18 protein-coding genes are annotated in these 16,287 nt (G+C 58.7%); 9 read left to right on the forward strand and 9 right to left on the reverse strand.

Annotation, left to right across the window (positions count from 1 at the left end):
- The first annotated feature begins 52 nt into the window (after positions 1-52).
- Genes AC5YUO_RS20845 through cydX form a run of 3 tightly spaced genes read left to right on the forward strand, consistent with a single transcriptional unit; the run spans position 53 to position 2,939 of the window.
- Entirely contained in the window at positions 53-1,630 is a 1,578-nt protein-coding gene (locus AC5YUO_RS20845) for a cytochrome ubiquinol oxidase subunit I (RefSeq protein WP_496155019.1), read from the forward strand.
- 6 nt (positions 1,631-1,636) lie between these two features.
- On the forward strand, positions 1,637-2,794 hold the full coding sequence (gene cydB / locus AC5YUO_RS20850; protein ID WP_496155020.1) for a cytochrome d ubiquinol oxidase subunit II: 1,158 nt from the start codon (positions 1,637-1,639) through the stop codon (positions 2,792-2,794).
- Positions 2,795-2,816: 22 nt separating this feature from the next.
- A complete protein-coding gene (gene cydX / locus AC5YUO_RS20855) occupies positions 2,817-2,939 on the forward strand; it encodes a cytochrome bd-I oxidase subunit CydX (protein WP_045015706.1) in 123 nt (40 codons plus the stop codon).
- A 235-nt stretch (positions 2,940-3,174) separates the two neighbouring features.
- Here the strand turns inward: cydX and AC5YUO_RS20860 are convergent, their stop codons facing one another.
- The 7 genes from AC5YUO_RS20860 to AC5YUO_RS20890 form a co-directional block, all read right to left on the reverse strand.
- Positions 3,175-3,363, reverse strand: coding sequence for a hypothetical protein (locus tag AC5YUO_RS20860; protein WP_496155021.1), 189 nt, complete (start codon positions 3,361-3,363; stop codon positions 3,175-3,177).
- A 22-nt stretch (positions 3,364-3,385) separates the two neighbouring features.
- A complete protein-coding gene (locus tag AC5YUO_RS20865; RefSeq protein WP_496155022.1) occupies positions 3,386-3,796 on the reverse strand; it encodes a DUF3597 domain-containing protein in 411 nt (136 codons plus the stop codon).
- A gap of 12 nt (positions 3,797-3,808) precedes the next feature.
- Entirely contained in the window at positions 3,809-4,060 is a 252-nt protein-coding gene (locus AC5YUO_RS20870; protein ID WP_004437812.1) for a GlsB/YeaQ/YmgE family stress response membrane protein, read from the reverse strand.
- A 150-nt stretch (positions 4,061-4,210) separates the two neighbouring features.
- Positions 4,211-5,068, reverse strand: a complete 858-nt coding sequence (nadC, locus tag AC5YUO_RS20875; RefSeq protein ID WP_496155023.1) for a carboxylating nicotinate-nucleotide diphosphorylase — start codon at positions 5,066-5,068, stop codon at positions 4,211-4,213.
- Between the two features lies 1 nt (position 5,069).
- A complete protein-coding gene (locus tag AC5YUO_RS20880; protein WP_496155024.1) occupies positions 5,070-6,641 on the reverse strand; it encodes an L-aspartate oxidase in 1,572 nt (523 codons plus the stop codon).
- Positions 6,638-7,609 carry a quinolinate synthase NadA gene (gene nadA, locus AC5YUO_RS20885; RefSeq protein ID WP_400819259.1) on the reverse strand — a complete coding sequence of 324 codons (972 nt, stop codon included), beginning with the start codon at positions 7,607-7,609 and terminating at the stop codon, positions 6,638-6,640. Before nadA ends, AC5YUO_RS20880 begins: the two co-directional genes overlap by 4 nt.
- Before the next feature lie 69 nt (positions 7,610-7,678).
- Positions 7,679-8,581, reverse strand: a complete 903-nt coding sequence (locus AC5YUO_RS20890) for an NUDIX hydrolase (protein WP_496155025.1) — start codon at positions 8,579-8,581, stop codon at positions 7,679-7,681.
- A 208-nt stretch (positions 8,582-8,789) separates the two neighbouring features.
- Here AC5YUO_RS20890 and AC5YUO_RS20895 point away from each other — a divergent pair, with 208 nt between their 5' ends.
- The 5 genes from AC5YUO_RS20895 (at position 8,790) to AC5YUO_RS20915 (ending at position 13,797) form a co-directional block, all read left to right on the forward strand.
- The gene (locus AC5YUO_RS20895) at positions 8,790-9,164 is read left to right on the forward strand and encodes a PAS domain-containing protein (RefSeq protein WP_496155026.1); all 375 of its coding nucleotides are present in this window, start codon (positions 8,790-8,792) and stop codon (positions 9,162-9,164) included.
- 74 nt (positions 9,165-9,238) lie between these two features.
- Entirely contained in the window at positions 9,239-9,742 is a 504-nt protein-coding gene (locus tag AC5YUO_RS20900; RefSeq protein WP_496155027.1) for a thermonuclease family protein, read from the forward strand.
- Positions 9,743-9,954: 212 nt separating this feature from the next.
- Positions 9,955-11,385, forward strand: coding sequence for a site-specific integrase (locus AC5YUO_RS20905; protein ID WP_496155028.1), 1,431 nt, complete (start codon positions 9,955-9,957; stop codon positions 11,383-11,385).
- 127 nt (positions 11,386-11,512) lie between these two features.
- Positions 11,513-12,553, forward strand: coding sequence for a hypothetical protein (locus AC5YUO_RS20910; protein ID WP_496155029.1), 1,041 nt, complete (start codon positions 11,513-11,515; stop codon positions 12,551-12,553).
- 158 nt (positions 12,554-12,711) lie between these two features.
- Positions 12,712-13,797, forward strand: a complete 1,086-nt coding sequence (locus tag AC5YUO_RS20915; RefSeq protein ID WP_496155030.1) for a hypothetical protein — start codon at positions 12,712-12,714, stop codon at positions 13,795-13,797.
- A 10-nt stretch (positions 13,798-13,807) separates the two neighbouring features.
- On the opposite strand, the gene AC5YUO_RS20920 is transcribed toward AC5YUO_RS20915, so the two are convergent.
- Positions 13,808-14,362 carry a hypothetical protein gene (locus AC5YUO_RS20920; protein ID WP_496155031.1) on the reverse strand — a complete coding sequence of 185 codons (555 nt, stop codon included), beginning with the start codon at positions 14,360-14,362 and terminating at the stop codon, positions 13,808-13,810.
- A 154-nt stretch (positions 14,363-14,516) separates the two neighbouring features.
- On the reverse strand, positions 14,517-15,014 hold the full coding sequence (locus tag AC5YUO_RS20925; RefSeq protein WP_496155032.1) for a hypothetical protein: 498 nt from the start codon (positions 15,012-15,014) through the stop codon (positions 14,517-14,519).
- A gap of 474 nt (positions 15,015-15,488) precedes the next feature.
- On the opposite strand from AC5YUO_RS20925, the gene AC5YUO_RS20930 reads away from it, so the two are divergent.
- The gene (locus AC5YUO_RS20930; RefSeq protein WP_496155033.1) at positions 15,489-16,250 is read left to right on the forward strand and encodes an MltR family transcriptional regulator; all 762 of its coding nucleotides are present in this window, start codon (positions 15,489-15,491) and stop codon (positions 16,248-16,250) included.
- Positions 16,251-16,287: the final 37 nt, after the last annotated feature.

Genomic DNA, 16,287 nt, shown 5'->3' on the forward strand with positions numbered 1-16,287 from the left:
GGCGTCGTCTTTGAAATGGAAGGCCGGCCTTCCGGAAAAGGTGGATAGGACTATGGAACTCGACATAGTGGCGCTGTCGCGCCTGCAATTTGCAGTGACGGCTTTATATCACTTTCTGTTCGTTCCCCTGACGATCGGACTATCGGTGGTGATCGCCATCATGGAAACGGTTTATGTCATGACCGGCCGCACGGTCTGGCGGCAGATGACCAAATTCTGGGGCACATTGTTCGGCATCAATTTCGTGCTCGGCGTTTCCACCGGCATCGTCATGGAATTCCAGTTCGGCATGAACTGGAGTTATTACAGCCATTATGTCGGCGATATCTTCGGTGCGCCGCTGGCGATCGAGGGCATGATGGCCTTCTTCCTGGAAGCCACCTTCGTCGGGTTGTTTTTCTTTGGCTGGGACAAGCTGTCGAAACTCGGCCATCTCGTCGCGACATGGTGCGTGGCGCTCGGCTCGAATTTTTCGGCGCTGTGGATCTTGATCGCCAATGGCTGGATGCAGAACCCCACGGGCTCCGCCTTCAACCCCCAGACCATGCGCATGGAAGTGACTGATTTCTTCGAGGTTCTGTTCAACCCGGTGGCGCAGGCGAAGTTCGTGCACACGGTTTCCGCGGGTTATGTGACGGCCTCCATCTTCGTGCTCGGCGTTTCGGCCTGGTATGTGCTGAAGGGCCGCCATGTCGATCTCGCCAAGCGGTCGATGACGGTTGCCGCTTCCTTTGGTCTGGCGTCCGCGCTGTCGGTCGTCGTGCTGGGTGACGAAAGCGGTTATCTTTCCACCGAACACCAGAAAATGAAGCTCGCCTCCATCGAGGCCATGTGGGAAACCGAGCCGGCCCCGGCACCGTTCACGGCCATCGGTTTTCCAGACCAGGAAGCACGCGAAACGCATTTTGCCGTGAAGATCCCGTGGGTGATGGGCCTCATCGGCACCCGTTCGCTGGACACGCAAATCCCGGGTATCAACGATCTGGTCGAACAGGCCAAGACCCGCATCCGCGACGGCATCAAGGCCTATGACGCGCTGATGCAGATACGCGCCACCGGTAAAGGTGCGCAGCTGCCCGAAGAGGTGCGCGGCACCTTTGCGGAACTCGGCCATGAGCTTGGTTATGCCCTGCTGCTGAAACGATATGTCGACGATCCGCGCCAGGCGAATGAAGAGCAGATTGCAAAAGCGGCGGCGGATACTATCCCCCATGTGCCGACGCTGTTCTGGTCGTTCCGTATCATGGTCGGTCTCGGCATCTTCTTTATCCTGCTGACGGCGACGTTCTTTTATCTCTCGGCCCGCCGCCGGCTGGATCGCTATCCGTTGCTGCTGAAAGTGGCGGTCTTTGCCATTCCGCTGCCATGGATCGCGGCCGAAATGGGCTGGGTGGTGGCCGAATTCGGCCGTCAGCCATGGATCATCGAGGGCGTGCTGCCAACGGCCGCTGCCGTCTCCAGCCTCAGCGCCTCCACCGTCCTCATCACGCTCCTGTGTTTCATCGCCATCTATACGGTGCTGTTCATCGTTGAAATGGGGCTGATGCTGAAGGCGATCCGTAAGGGGCCAGAGCCGGACCATGAGCCGGAAGCGCCGCTCGTTCCTGAAAAACTCGTCGCTGCGGAGTAAACGATCATGATATTGCACCTACTCATCGACTACGAAATCCTTCGCGTCATCTGGTGGCTGCTGCTCGGCGTATTGCTTATCGGCTTTGCCGTGACGGGTGGCTTCGATCTCGGCACGGGCGCGCTGCTGCCCTTCGTGGCGAAAACGGATATCGAGCGACGTGTCGTCATCAATTCCATCGGCCCGGTCTGGGAAGGCAACCAGGTCTGGCTGATCCTCGGTGCCGGCGCGATCTTCGCTGCCTGGCCACCGCTTTATGCGGTTTCGTTCTCAGGATTTTACCTGGCAATGGCCGCCATCATGTTCGCGTTGATCCTGCGGCCGGTCGGTTTCAAATATCGCTCCAAGCGCGAGAGTACGGCATGGCGCAGCGGCTGGGACTGGGCCCTGTTCATTGGCGGCTTCGTGCCGGCGCTGATCTTTGGTGTGGCCATCGGCAATGTGCTGCAGGGTGTTCCTTTCCACTTTAACGACGACCTCAGGATTTTCTACGATGGCACGACGCTGTTCGAGCTTCTGAACCCCTACGCCCTTCTCTGCGGCCTCGTTTCCGTCGCCATGCTGGTAATGCATGGTGCGGCCTGGCTGGTGCTGAAGACCGAGGGTCCTGTGGCTGCCCGTGCGCGCAGTTTCGGCAGTGTCGCGGCTCTTTTCACAACCGTTCTCTTCGCGCTCGGCGGTGTCTTTCTGTGGCTCGGGGTTGATGGTTATCGCTTCACCTCGGAAGTCGTGACTGATGGTCCCTCCAACCCGCTGTCCAAGACCGTCGAGGTTGCGGGTGGTGTCTGGTTTGCCAATTATGCGGCACATCCGTGGATGATGCTGGCGCCCGCGCTCGGCCTTGTCTTCCCGCTCGTCGCCTTCATCCTGTTCAGGGCCCGCAGGGAAGTCCTGGCGCTGCTGTCCAGCTCGCTTGCGATTTTCGGCATCATCGCCACCGTCGGGCTTACGATGTTTCCCTTCATCCTGCCGTCCTCGGTCGATCCTAAGTCGAGCCTGACGGTGTGGGACGCCTCGTCCAGCCATATGACGCTGTTCAACATGCTGGTCGTCACGCTCATCTTCGTTCCGATGATCGTTGCCTACACCTCGTGGGTCTATCGGGTGCTGTGGGGCAAGGTGGATGAAAAGGCGATCCGCGACGACAGCGGCCACGCTTATTGATCAAAAAAGAAGGAGATCGAACATGTGGTATTTCGCCTGGCTGCTCGGCCTGCCTCTCGCTGCCATCTTCGCCGTCATGAACGCCATGTGGTATGAGTTGATGGAAGAAAACGCGAAAAAGGCCGAAGCGAAGCTGGAAAAATAGGGCTTTGGCGGAAGCCTCTCCTCCGTCATGCCGGACGAGATCCGGCATCCAGCTACGGCGCGAACGCGCCGTGAGAAGAGTCTTTTTTGCGATCAGAGACTTGATCGCGCTCGACCCCGGATCTGGTCCGGAGTGACGGAGTGCGGATGATGCAACTCTGTTAAATATAAAAGGGCGACATCCGGTTGGGATGCCGCCCTTTTTGGTAAACCAGCCACGCCTGCGACGCGTGGCGTCAGTGGATCGCGATACCGCGCTTGTCCGCTTCTTCCTTGATGATGTCTTCGACGATGGCTTTCTTGAGGTTCGGATTTCCCAGAAGGTAGTCGTCGGCGATCTCGAAGATCGACTTCGGATTCTCGGTCCTGTGCAGGGTGTCGAGATCCCGGCCGATCTGCTCCCGAAGGCTGGAATAGTCGTCCATCGCGGCGCTCCCGTTTATCGGTTCAGTCCAGAAGGTCGGCTGGAACCTTGCCGCCGTTTTCGGAGAGTTTCTTGATGACCGCCTTGTGCAGCCAGATGTTCATGGTCGCCGAATCCGAGGTGTCGCCGGTATAGCCGAGTTCTCCGGCCAGTTCCTTTCTGGCGGTGAGGCTGCTGTCGAGATTGAGGGCTTTCAGAAGGTCGACGATCGAATGTTTCCAGTCGAGTTTCTGTCCGTTCTGCTTGACCGCCGCATCCAGGATGGAAGCGACGTCGACAGTGCCGGCGGGGGCCGGAGCCGCTGCTGTCGGAGCGGGTGCCGCCGGGGCGGCCGGGCTTGCTGTGGCCGCCGGCGTGCCGGCCGGAGCCGAAGTTTGCGGTGCGGCCTCGGCCTTGCCGAAAATCGCGTTCTTGATCTTGTCGAAAAAGCTCATTGTGTCCTCCCCTTAGCGGCGAAATGCCCGCCCGACGGCGATGAGAATGCAGGCGCCGATGAAACCGGCGATGAGATAGCCAATCCAGCCTCCGAGCGAAACGCCCACGAGCCCCAGAAGGAAATTGGCGACGATGGCGCCGACAATGCCGAGGATAATGTTCATGAAAACACCCATATTGCTTTTCATGAACTGTTCGGCGAGCCACCCGGCTACGCCGCCGATGATGATTGCTGCAATCCAGCCAACTTGTGCGTCTTCCATAATAAGCCTTTCCTTTGTGAGAGAGGTCCTAAGGCATATGGACAGGCTTTTGCGCGCACTGATCCCCCCGCCTTGAATAGACCCCAGGCGGAGCAATAACGGCGATATGGCCGATTGGTTCCGTGCGGCGACCTGTGCGCCGCATATTCTTTAGCTCTGGCTTTGAAAGTCGAGGCCGATATCGAGAACCGGCGCGCTGTGGGTCAGCCAGCCGACGGAGATGAGATCGATGCCGGTTGCGGCGATGGCTGCGGCCGTCTGCGGATTGATGCGGCCGGACGCTTCGGTAATGGCACGGCCCCCAACGATCCCTACCGCTTCGCGTAACTGTTCCGGCGTCATATTATCGAGAAGAACCGCATCGACACCTTCGTCCATGACCTCGCGCAATTGCGCAAGCGTATCGACCTCCACCTCGATCTTGACGAGGTGCCCCACGCCCTGCCTTGCGCGGCGGATGGCGTCGCGCACGCCGCCGGCCACGGCGATATGGTTGTCCTTGATGAGAACGGCATCATAAAGGGCAAAACGGTGGTTCATGCCGCCGCCGGCGCGCACGGCATATTTTTCCAGCGCTCTCAGCCCCGGCGTCGTCTTGCGGGTGCAGGCGACCGAGGCTCTGGTGCCGGCAATGGCGGCAACGATTTTTGCGGTGACGGAAGCGATGCCCGAGAGGTGGCCGAGGAAATTCAGCGCCGTGCGTTCGCCGGTCAGGAGCCCGCGTGACGGCCCTTCGATGGTTGCGATGATATCGCCGGGGGCCACGGCCGCCCCATCCGGAATGTGCCGGGTCATCCGAATTGTCGGGTCCACGAGCTGGAAGGCGAGTTCCGCCGCGTCGAGCCCGGCGATGACACCCGGCTCCCGCGCCGCCATGACGACGACCGAGCGATGATCGGCGGGGATGACGGCGGCGGAGGTTATGTCGCCCGCCAGGCCCAGATCCTCCAGAAGGGCGTTACGTACAAGTGGCTCGATGATGAGGCGTGGCAGGGGAGATAGGGTCATGTCAGGCGCTCCGCGCGAAACCGGCTGTTGAAAGGCTGGAGCAAGAAAGCTCATGGGCGAGGGTGACGACGTTGCTCAGGCTCAGCTGGCGTCTCGTCGCCTTCGCATCCTTTTGCGGAAAATCGTCACGGAAATGCGCGCCGCGCGATTCCATCCGCAGGGCCGCGAAGACGGCGATGGAGAGTGCGACGACGGCCGGGTCGGATGCCGGGCCGTTCCGCTCGGCAAGCGGCAGCAAGTCCCTGACAGCTTCGGCAAGCCCCGCGGCATGTCTGATGATGCCGAGATGACGGGAAACGATGGGCCTGACAGCGGCGGGATCGGCGGGCGAAAAATCAGCCGTGATGTCGGGCGAGACGGCTGCTGTCGGTCTTGGCGCAGGCGCGGGCCGGCCGGCAATATCCTGAGCCGCTCTTATGCCCATGGCCGCCGCCTCCAGCAGGGAATTGCTGGCAAGCCGGTTCGCGCCATGAAGGCCCGTGCAGGCGGTTTCACCCGCAACCCAGAGGCCCGGCACCGAGCTTCGGCCCTTATCATCAGTGGCGACGCCGCCCATGTGGTAATGCACCGCCGGGCGGACCGGAACAAGCTCGCGGGCGGGGTCTATGCCCGCCTCGCGGCAAAGCAGGTCGATTGACGGAAAACGGGTAGAGAACCCGGAGCCTAGCGCCTGCCGGGCATCGAGAAAGACCTTGCCGCCGCGCAGGATTTCGCGATCGATGGCGCGGGCGACAATATCGCGCGACGCCAGTTCCGCGCCCGGCACCGCGGCCATGAACCTTTCGCCGTTTTCATTGAGAAGCAGCGCGCCTTCACCCCGCACCGCCTCGCTGACGAGCGCCAGCGGCCGGCGGGGGGAGGAAAGCGCCGTCGGGTGAAACTGCACGAATTCCATGTCGGCGAGGATGGCGCCGGCGCGGGCGGCGAGCATGATGCCCTGCCCGAAATTGCCGGAGGGATTGGTCGTGGCGTCGTAAAGCCCGCCGAGGCCGCCGGTGGCGAGAACGACCCGGCCTGCCGGCAGGAGGAAGCCGCCGTCCGGGCCCTCGCAGGCGAGACCGGCGATCACGCCATCTTCCGTCAACAGCCGGCGTACTTCCGTGCCCTCCAGAACCGTAATCGAAGGCGTGCGGCGAACGGCAGCAGCAAGAGCCCTGACGATCGCGGCACCCGATCCGTCTCCTTCGGCATGGAGAATGCGCCGCCGGCTGTGGGCGGCCTCCAGCCCGAAGATATAGTTGCCCCTGGCGTCTCGGTCGAAGCGAACGCCCGCCTGCTCCAGCGCACCGATAACGGTGGGGGCCGAGGAGACGATAACGACCGCCAGATCTTCATCGCAAAGGCCATCGCCTGCGGCGAGCGTATCGGCGAGATGCAGGGCTGCGCGATCATCCGGTGCAAGGCTGGCCGCGATGCCGCCCTGCGCCCAGGCGCTGGAGGTTTCGCCGCCGAGCGCGCCGCGCGTTACAAGCAGCACGGGCTGCGGGGCCAGAGTCAGCGCCGCCATCAGCCCGGCAATGCCGCTGCCGACGATGACCGTGCAGTCCTGCGGCGGCGAAAGGCGCCCGCTCATATCTGCAGCATCCTCTCCACAGCGCGGCGGGCGGCATCGGCGATGGCCGGATCGACCGTCACCTCATGGCGGTTTTCCTCAAGTGCGGCGCGGATATTGCCAAGCGTGATGCGCTTCATGTGTGGGCAGAGATTGCAGGGGCGGATGAATTCGACATCGGGATGATGCACGGCGACATTGTCGCTCATCGAACATTCCGTCAGAAGCACCACGCGGGCGGGGCGCTCGCGGCCGACATAGTCGGACATGACGGCGGTGGATCCGGAAAAATCCGCAGCCTCGACGACATCGGGCGGGCATTCGGGATGCGCCAGCACGGTGACGCCCGGATGGCTTTCCCTAAGTTCTCGAATATCGTCGGCGGTGAAAAGCTCATGCACCTCGCAATGGCCGCGCCAGGCGATCAGCTCGACATTGGTTTCCTTCGCGACGTTCTTCGCAAGATATTCATCCGGCAGCATGAGCACGCGCGGCACGCCAAGCGATTCCACCACCTGGCGGGCATTGCCTGACGTGCAGCAGATGTCGGATGCCGCTTTCACCGCCGCAGACGTGTTCACATAGGTGACAACAGGGACGCCGGGATAAGCCTTGCGCAGAAGTGCGATGTCCTCCGGCGTAATGGAATCGGCGAGCGAACAGCCCGCACCCATATCCGGAATGAGCACGGTTTTTTCCGGATTGAGCAACTTCGCCGTCTCGGCCATGAAATGCACGCCGGCGAGAACGATCACATCCGCCTCCACCTCCATTGCCTTGCGGGCAAGCGCGAGGCTGTCGCCGACAATATCGGCGACGCCGTGGAAGATTTCCGGCGTCTGGTAATTATGGGCGAGGATGACGGCGTTGCGCTTGCGCTTCAACTCGAGGATCGCCTCCACATCGTCCTGAAAGCCCATCCATTCCGCCCTGGGAATGACGCGGCTGACGCGGTCGTAGAGGCTTGCGGCGGAAATCTGCTCGTTCACGATACTCTCCCATTTATACTCTATTTGAGTATATCTAGGGCAAAGACATATTCTCATTGTGAGCATATGTCAATTGCGGGAGAGGGGCAGTTTCGTTCCGGAAAGGGCGCGTTCATCGAGAACGGTCTGGCGGAAGCGGAAAAGCTTTGCCGGGCGTCCGCCGGTTTCGGTCGCCACGTCGCCGGTTTCTTCCACCAGCTGCTGCTGTTCGATCAGCCGGCGGAAATTCTGCTTGTGCAGCGTCAGTCCCGCCAGCGCCTCGATGGCGCGCTGCAGCTGCAGGAGCGTGAAGGCATCGGCCATCAGTTCGAACACCACGGGGCGATATTTGATCTTGGCCCGCAGGCGGGCGATGCCGGTGGCGAGAATGCGGCGGTGATCGGCAAACATCGGCCTGCCGAAATTGATCCGCGGTTCGCCCTGCGCTTCCTCGACCAGCCCGGCTTCATACAGCAACTCGTAACGCTGCAGGGTCAGTTCCTCGTTCCAGCCGCCGCCATCGAGGCCGAAGGTGAAATCGGCCCGCAAATGACGCTGGCTTTTGGAGGCGGGATCGGAATCCGCCCAGGCGCGCAGCCTGTCGATGATGCTGTCCAGAACCTCAGGGCGTCCCTGGCGATGATCCTCCCAGGGGAAATATTCGTACCAGCCGTGCCAGAGGGGGCGCTTGCCGCCTGATGCTTCCTGTTCGCGAACCAGCCCGAGATAACCGATGGAGATGGTTCTGCCGCCTAAAATGTCGTTGTTGCGGTCGCGATCGGCGAAGGTATAGAGCTGTTCGAGATAACCGACGGGGTGATGGGTCTGTTCGTGAATCCATTCCCGCAAGCCGCTCTGGAGCGTTCTGTGCCCGAATTCGAACGGTCCCGACGGAAGTGCGGCGCCTTGCCGAACGGTCATGACCCGAGGCTCATCCGTGGTGATGGCGGTGACGACGGCGATGAGTTCGGCATGGGCAAGCCCGATGGTCACGGCGGCTCCTCTGGTCGTTGGCTCTAGGGATCAACCTTCTTTGGCACAGGAAGATTGGTTCGCCAACATGGCGGCCGAAAAGGGCTGTCGATAATCTGCCGTTCACAAAACCGCTTCTCATCAGACAAAAGGATGAATTCTTGTGGTTAGCCGTCTATCGTCTGGTATGTTACAGACCCGCACAAGCATTTCAGACTGTAGAAGGCCGATGTTGGAAAACATATCTCTGGAAGAGACACTTGTGGGTTACTACACTTGGAACGTCGGGCAAAATCTGGTCTATCTGGATGCCGTGGCCGCCCAATTGCGCGAGTTTTCGCCGGAAAAAGCCGCCTGCGGCATTCCGGTCGAAGATTTCATCGCCCAGATTGAAAGCGGCTCGCGGGCGCGCGTCGCCAAGGCGGTTTATAATTCGCTGACAAATGGCGTGTTCTATGATCAGGAATACCGCATCCAGCTCAAATGCGGCGCTTTTCGCTGGCTGCGGACAACGGGAAGAGTGATCCTGGATGGCGACCGGATCCCGATCATGGCCATGGGTACGGTGCGGGATGTCAGCGCGGGTAAGGTTTTATTGATGTGATAGCCGGCGGCGCCTCTTCGCAAGGCGGCGGCCGATCGATTTCGTATCGTTCATTGTTTTGATGTTGCGGTGACATGGCCCGGCAGATCGCAATTTTGCTGTTTCAGATCGTCCTGGCCGTTGGCCTTGGCATATCAGGCATCCGCATCGCGTCGCTCGTTAATGGCGAGGCGACCTCCGCCCCGACAGGCCTCGCCGCCAATACCGAACTGCTGTGGACGACCGCGCCCGTGCGGGTGGATCCTCGCAGCCAGACTTACGAGCGTATTCCGATACCGCCCGATCTTTATCCGCTGAAAATGCACGCCGACCAGCGCCTGCGGGTGATTTCCAGCAGCCGCTTCACCTTCAAGGGCGAGGAATTCCATCTCTCCGGCGTGGAGGAGATCGAACGCAACCGCGTCTGCACCGGCCCCGACGGCCGCCGTTACGCCTGCGGCCTCAACGCCTTCAAGGCGCTGCAGAACCTTCTGCGGGGGCGATATCTTGAATGTCGCGAGATGGGGGAGGAGGGCCGCGTGCCGCGGTCCGTGGAGTGCCGGATCAACGGGCAGGATGTGCGGGCTTTGCTGCAATAACGCATTGCTTCTGGGGTCGTTGCGCAACATGACAAACCGGTTGGTCTGATTGGAGATATTTTTGTCTGGGAAGGTTTGGTGGAGCTAAGCGGGTTCTCCTGAAGGCGATAATTCGACGGAAAAAGCATCTTTAATTCCAAAAAGTTATTGAATTTGTGTGTCTTTCGGGACTAGGGTTTGGGACTTTCTTTGGGACTAAATGGGTCTTTTCCATGCCTTCACCCTCTACATTGGATAAGCGATACCTAGAACTGCATGGCAGCAAGTGGCGTGTCGTGGTGAATGTGCCTAAAGCGCTTCACAGCCAGCTGGGCTCTAAGCTCCGGCACCAGCTTGAGACTGACAGCCTGCGAGAAGCCAACCGGAAGAAGTGGGACATTGTGGCCCGCCTCAAGCAGCAGATACAGGACGCCCTCTACCCTGAGGCCCCCCAGCCCGCAAAGCAGCGCCATGTTGCTCCTGACCGACAAACAATCATCATGGAGGCTGAGGGGCTCCGTGAGTGGCTGCGGGATGCAAAAGACCCAGAAGAGCGTCAGCAAACCCTTGACTCTGTGGGTCTCCGCGCTGAGCAAATTCTCGGGAAGGCTACAGACTATGACCCTGAGCACCATGTGTATACGTATGACCCTGACAGGGTAGCGAAGGCTCAGGAATTCGTAGGGATAGCCCGTGGGGAACTGACACCGCTTGATGCCTTCCATGAGAAATATCTTGACCAAGCTGGGGTCAAAAAGCGTACTCGCGATGATGACGTTAGGGCGCTGGCATTGCTGACGAGCTGGTGCCACCAATCCAAAACGCCGCCCTATATTCAGAGCATTACCAAGAAGGTTGCCGTTGGCTTTTGTGACGCGCTGCCGAGCCTCAAGCCCGGCCATTCGCCAGTCACTTTGAACAAGACGATAAGCCGCCTCAGCACCTACTGGGCATGGCTTGAGAGTCGGCATGAGGCTGAGGACAATGTGTGGCTTGGCAGGCGCTTGCGGGAGCCACAACAGACCGATGAGACCAAAGAGCGGCCCTTCACTGATGACGAAATTAAAGCTCTGCTGCTGGGCCCAGCGCCACAGGAGATGCAGGATGTCATGCGTATGGGTGCCTTAACGGGTGCCCGGCTGGATGTCTTGGTGTGCCTGAAGGTGAAGGATTGTGTTGATGGGGTCTTTGTCTTCAAGCCTCAAAAGCGGGAGCCAGGCAAGAGGCTCTGCCCCATACACCCAGACCTTATGGAAATCGTGCAGCGACGGTCTGAGGGTAAGGAGCCCGAAGACGATCTATTCCCCGAATGGCCCGGCCCTCAGGATGAGGAGTCCCTGCGGGAGCGCTCCTTCAAGACATCCAATCACTTCACGGAGTACCGCCGCAGTGTTGGCGTTGATGATGTTATCCCCGGCCACCGCAGGAGCCGAGTGAATTTCCACAGCTTCCGCCGCTGGTTCATCACAAAGGCAGAGCAAGCAGACCAGCCAGAAAGCCTCATTGCGGCTGTAGTCGGGCACAAGCGAAACGGGATGACACTGGGCACCTATTCAGCAGGCCCGCTCATTGCTCAGGCTCGGCGCGTGGTAGAGGCCGTGAAGCTGCCCACCCTAGAACAAAGCAAAGTGGAGGAGCTGGATGCCACCAAGGACGCTGCATAAGGTTGGGGAATTTTGGCTGGAGCGTAAAGGGGGGTGCAGCGGATTATCTCCAGGGAGCGTTAGGGAAACAAGCATCCTCACAAAGAGCCGGTGGGAAGGGAAGAACGAACCAGCGGGGAACGTACAGATGGCTTATCGGGAGCGGAAGCCTCACTTCCAGTTCCCACGGCTCTTTCCAGATATGGCAGGTGGAAGCCTTGAGATTCGGCTCTTGGTAGCGCAGCGCCTAGCCCAGCTAAAGGAGGCAGGCGTGGGTCCTAGGCCTGAAGACCTCATAAGGATTGGCATTCGCCCCGCTAAATCTGGAGGTTTTTGGGTGCGGGCAGAATTCACGGATTGGCTCTCAGATCAGCGCCTAGCTGATTACGATGAGAAGACCATTGAGGTGCCACTCACGGCTGAAATCAGCACAATCATTATGCAACCCGTCGCCTATGGGAAGAAGTGGGATGGTGAGAGCGCATCTTGGCGCTTGCTTGAGCAGGGTTTGCAAGCAAGCCCCGAGGACTTTCAGCGTTCACGCAGGCAGCTACTCCTCAGGCAGTATGAGGACCACATTAGGAAAGGGGACCGGCTTGGGCCTCAGCTGGTAGCACACCTTAACGAGCTCAAACGCGAGGAAGCTGTTTTTAGAGCCGGGGAGGAGGCAATTGAAGCCCGGTGGGCAGAGCTTTCTGCGGACTTTCAGAGGGCAGCTCAGCAGAAACGGGCTGTCAAAGAGCTGGGCATGCTGATGCCTCCTATGCCTGAAGGCTGGGACCAGATGATTGAAGAGTGCGACGAGACACAGTTACTAACCCAGCGCATGGCAGAAAGGCTGCGAAAGGTAGGACGCCACGACACCCTGAAGCCACACCGTTTCGTTTGGGATGGCATTGACAGGCATTGGCTTGTTGGAGGGCTTTTTGGGATTATCTTCAATCATGAGGGTGGTCTGTTTGAGTCTGACGTGTTCCCCTCATACGCCACCCCCATACGAGCCCGCATCGCGCCAGAGAAAGCGCTAGCGGAGTGGCAGGCCGCAGAAGACTACCGGCAGGAATGGCGTGAAGTCGAGATGATGGAGGACAGGGTGCCCATGCAGGAGCTGACAACGGAAACGCTCCACGAAGTTTTGGGAGGCTTTAAGCGGAAGCCTCTGAACTTTACGGGCGTTCCCCTAGAGTAGCGCTTCTCGACTACAATATGGGTCACATATCTCAGAGGTATTCACGTAGGGGCGGCTCTGAGCTTTTCCCCCGGTGCCTCCGGCTTATTTCGTGGGGCTAATATTGAAGCAATAAATGCTCTATACTTGGTCAAGGAAGTGATTCTTGGAGAAGCCGCGTGGTCAAACTCAAGGTAGCGTACTCGGGCAAGCTTAGCGTTAAGCAATATAGCGATGTGGAGCTACGGAATGTCACACTTAGTACTCAAGACCCCCTAAGTCTTGGTAAGGTCTCAGACAGCCCGCCGCGTCATGACGAAAACCTGGAGTTTGTGTCCCAGTACACATCCCCCGAGACACTGATGTGTGCTTTTGGTCACCGCCACAAGCGCGGCTTTTTGTTAAAAGACGGTTCGGGCAATCACCACCTTATTGGCAAGGACTGTGCCGCTGAGCACTACGGACTTGAGTGGGACCGTTTCGTGAAGTCAGTAGCCACACAGGTCGACAGGCAGCAATCACTTACCTGGCTGCATGAGGTCTCAGGACGCATCCTTGATGCCGGGCCTGAGATGGAAGCGCTTGCGGCATCCCCATCGGTCACAGCATTTGACGCCTTAAGGCTCAAAGTCAAGGAGATGCCCACGTCCATCTATGAGGCGTTCTTTTTCTCGGCAAAACAATTAGACACTTGGATGCGATCAACGTTCTTAGAGCGTGACTACGGCGAGGAGCGGCGGCGGAAAGAGAAATGCTATGAGAGGTGGCAGGCGAGTCTCAAGGATAAGGATTCAACGACAGCTCAGCGCCAACACCTAAAAAGTGAATGGCGGCGTGCGGAGCGAGATGTGATCTACAACAGGTGCTTGAAGCCCATCCTTCGCTGTCCCGCTCCGACATTGTTCGTTGGTGGCAAGATGGCTGTGCGCCTAGAGGCAATACGCCGAGACCTTATGGCGCAAGCTGCTAATCTACAAAACGCTCAACGCTACCACCCCGACCAAGTTGCTAAGTCGCTCGCAGAGACCGCAAGGAAGTTTGACGCGATTCTTGCCGAAGTCCATTCCGCAGCGGCGCTCTTCTCGTCAGGCACACTAGACAACCTTGCGCACCTTTTCAGCGGAGAAGAGTACAAGGCGATAAAAGTCGAGCGAATATCTAACGGGCTACGTTTTGAAGCGCCCCAACGCGAGCCATTTGTGCTTGAGAAGCCCGCCGACCTTCAGCCTATTGAATTCAGTTTGTATAGCCTGATACGTCCGTAAGAGTTGGCGGCTAATCCATCGAATAGAAAGCCTTAGGCGGAGACCCGATGCACTCCTCAAGCTGCTCTTTTGTGTCGTCGGGATAACCATTGAAGCCGTAGTATTGTCGGAAGCTCCCGGAAGCACTGAGAGCCGCAAGCCCCATTTTGCCGCAGCCTGTGTAACAGTCGTCAAAGGCGTTCTCGACCTCGCCCAAGTCCTGAACCCAGAAGTTCAAGCCCGAGTTGATACTCTCCGCATCCGCCTTCAGACGAAACGCCCTGTCCAAGATTTGAGGGTTTACATTCCGCCACCCCTCAGGATCATCTGGAAAGTCTGGGAAGGGTGGCAGGTAGCAATGCAGTCGCCCAACATTGCCCCTAGACGACATGTAGTTCTTGGTATCCTGCATGTGCGAAAGGCAGGCTCGTGCGTAGCCCTCCAGTTGGACCGCAAGGCGGAACGCGAGGAATGCCCCGTGGCTTCGGCCAGTCTTCATAAACTGGAAAAGCGAGATGCCGCCCTCCACAATTGCTGTCCCTACGCCAGCTCCAAGCATCACCTTCAAAATATCCGACCAGTCCATACCTACCACTCACCACCAGCTTTGCTTATAGGCCGTCACCCCCGTGCAGCATAGACCACATCTCCTCCCCGACTACACTAGGGGTCAGACATGTGAAAGGTAATACGTGACAGCGGCGGCGAGCGTTTCCCCCCCGGTGGCCCTAAGGGGTCCCTCAAAGAGGCGGAGCATCCCACCCCCTGTCCCGTTTCGGCAACGTGGGCTGCGCTGGCGGAGACGCATAGGTTTGCTCGGTGGCTGTCAGCAGGTCTTCATACCGCTTGATGATCGCCTCTGTATGTGGGCGCAACATGGACGCCGTAGACCTCCACTCGTGCAGCTTCCTCAACACCTGCTCCCAGTCTGCCCAGCTGCTGCCGTTCTCGATGGTGGGCTTGTAGCTCTCAGCCATGTGGTAGAGTTGCCTAGACTGCTCTAGCATCGTGGTCAGCGTATTGGAGCAGCTGGCGTGCAGCTCGGGTTGATCCGGGTAGAGGGCTTGAAGCCGCAGCATAATGCCCGGCATCGCCATTGCCACCATGTTGCCAGCCTGAGCAGCCTCTACGGCCACCTCAGAGACAAGGCGATAGGCTTCTATCTTTCGGTCGCTGGCCTTGTTGGCCCGCTCTCTCTGGATGCCCAACGCTGCTAGGATGATTGATAGGAAGTCCATCGGGCACTCCTCAAGCCTTGGGCTACTTCAGCTCACCGATAACGTCTTCTGCCTCGCATTTTGCATAAGCCTTGGCGTCCTCCGCAAAGCTAATTGCCTCGTTCGCTGCCTCAACGGCCTCGTTGGCGAAGGTGCGGAGCTTGCTGATATATTCCTCTATCTCGTTCTGATACCGAGAGATTTCCCAATCCGAGCAAGTATGTGTGCGGGAAAACTTGTAGCCTGAGAGACAAAAGGGTGCCGATGGACGATGATAGCTACCGGGCGTATCGGGCAGCGTAACGTCTCCGCTTGGTGTAGAGCAGAACGCCAAGGCCGATGATGGCAATGCTGAGAAAAGTAGAAACCCAATGAGCCGCCCCACGATAACCCCTCCGTGTTTCCGTGTGGACACCATACTCAAGGTTGATATCGCTGGGAAGTCCAGCAGGCCGGTGCCATAATCAAATAAGCTTAGAGGGGGCGTTGCTTACAATGACCGGTGACAACAAATTTGGTTTGGATGCAGACGACACGTTTGGAAACCTAAATAAACTTAATCGAATAATTAACGACCTAGATGACAGAGCGTTGGTTCTGTCACTGGCCGCGTTTGCAGAAGAGTCCCTTGGCGAGCTTCTCAAAGCATTCTTGCTTCAGGGCGATTCGGCGCAAAAACTATTAAGTGGGTTCAACGCTCCATTGGGCACGTTCTCTGCGCGGGTTAAGATGTGCCATGCTCTGGGTCTTATCACCCAGCACCAATTTGAGGACCTTGAGCGCCTACGGAAGATTCGGAATGAGTTTGCGCACAGCTGGGACCGGATCGCATTCACTGACCAAAGGATAAAGGATCATATTCGAGCGCTACACTTCCACTCACTGGATGATGTTTTCCCCGAAGAGCCGCGCCTCAAGATAAAGAAAACAATTGGGCTTCTGCTGGTTGAGCTGCAAGTCACAGCGCGAGGCATTGTCAAGCTGGGTAAGCGGGCGTCCGTAATTGGACAGCACGTCATCGCTGGTGTGGCTGGGACGTTTGATGAGCAGCGTGCTGAATGCCGTCAGCGTATAACCGAAATTCGTTCTGAGCTGCCCGCTGCTTCAGGTGACCGCAGGCGTTACCTTTTAGCTGCAAAGCACCGGTGGCAAGGGAAGCTTGAAATAGTACGGCTCAACGCACCGACAGGCCGAAGGGCCGAAGCAGCCGCTTTGCAGGCAGAACTGGACGCGTGGAATACAGGGCCCGACTACTAAGGCGGTCTAGCCCCCAAGGCTTTGTAACAATCACAAC

It is taken from the genome of Agrobacterium sp. LEGMi-208b, from assembly GCF_059511785.1.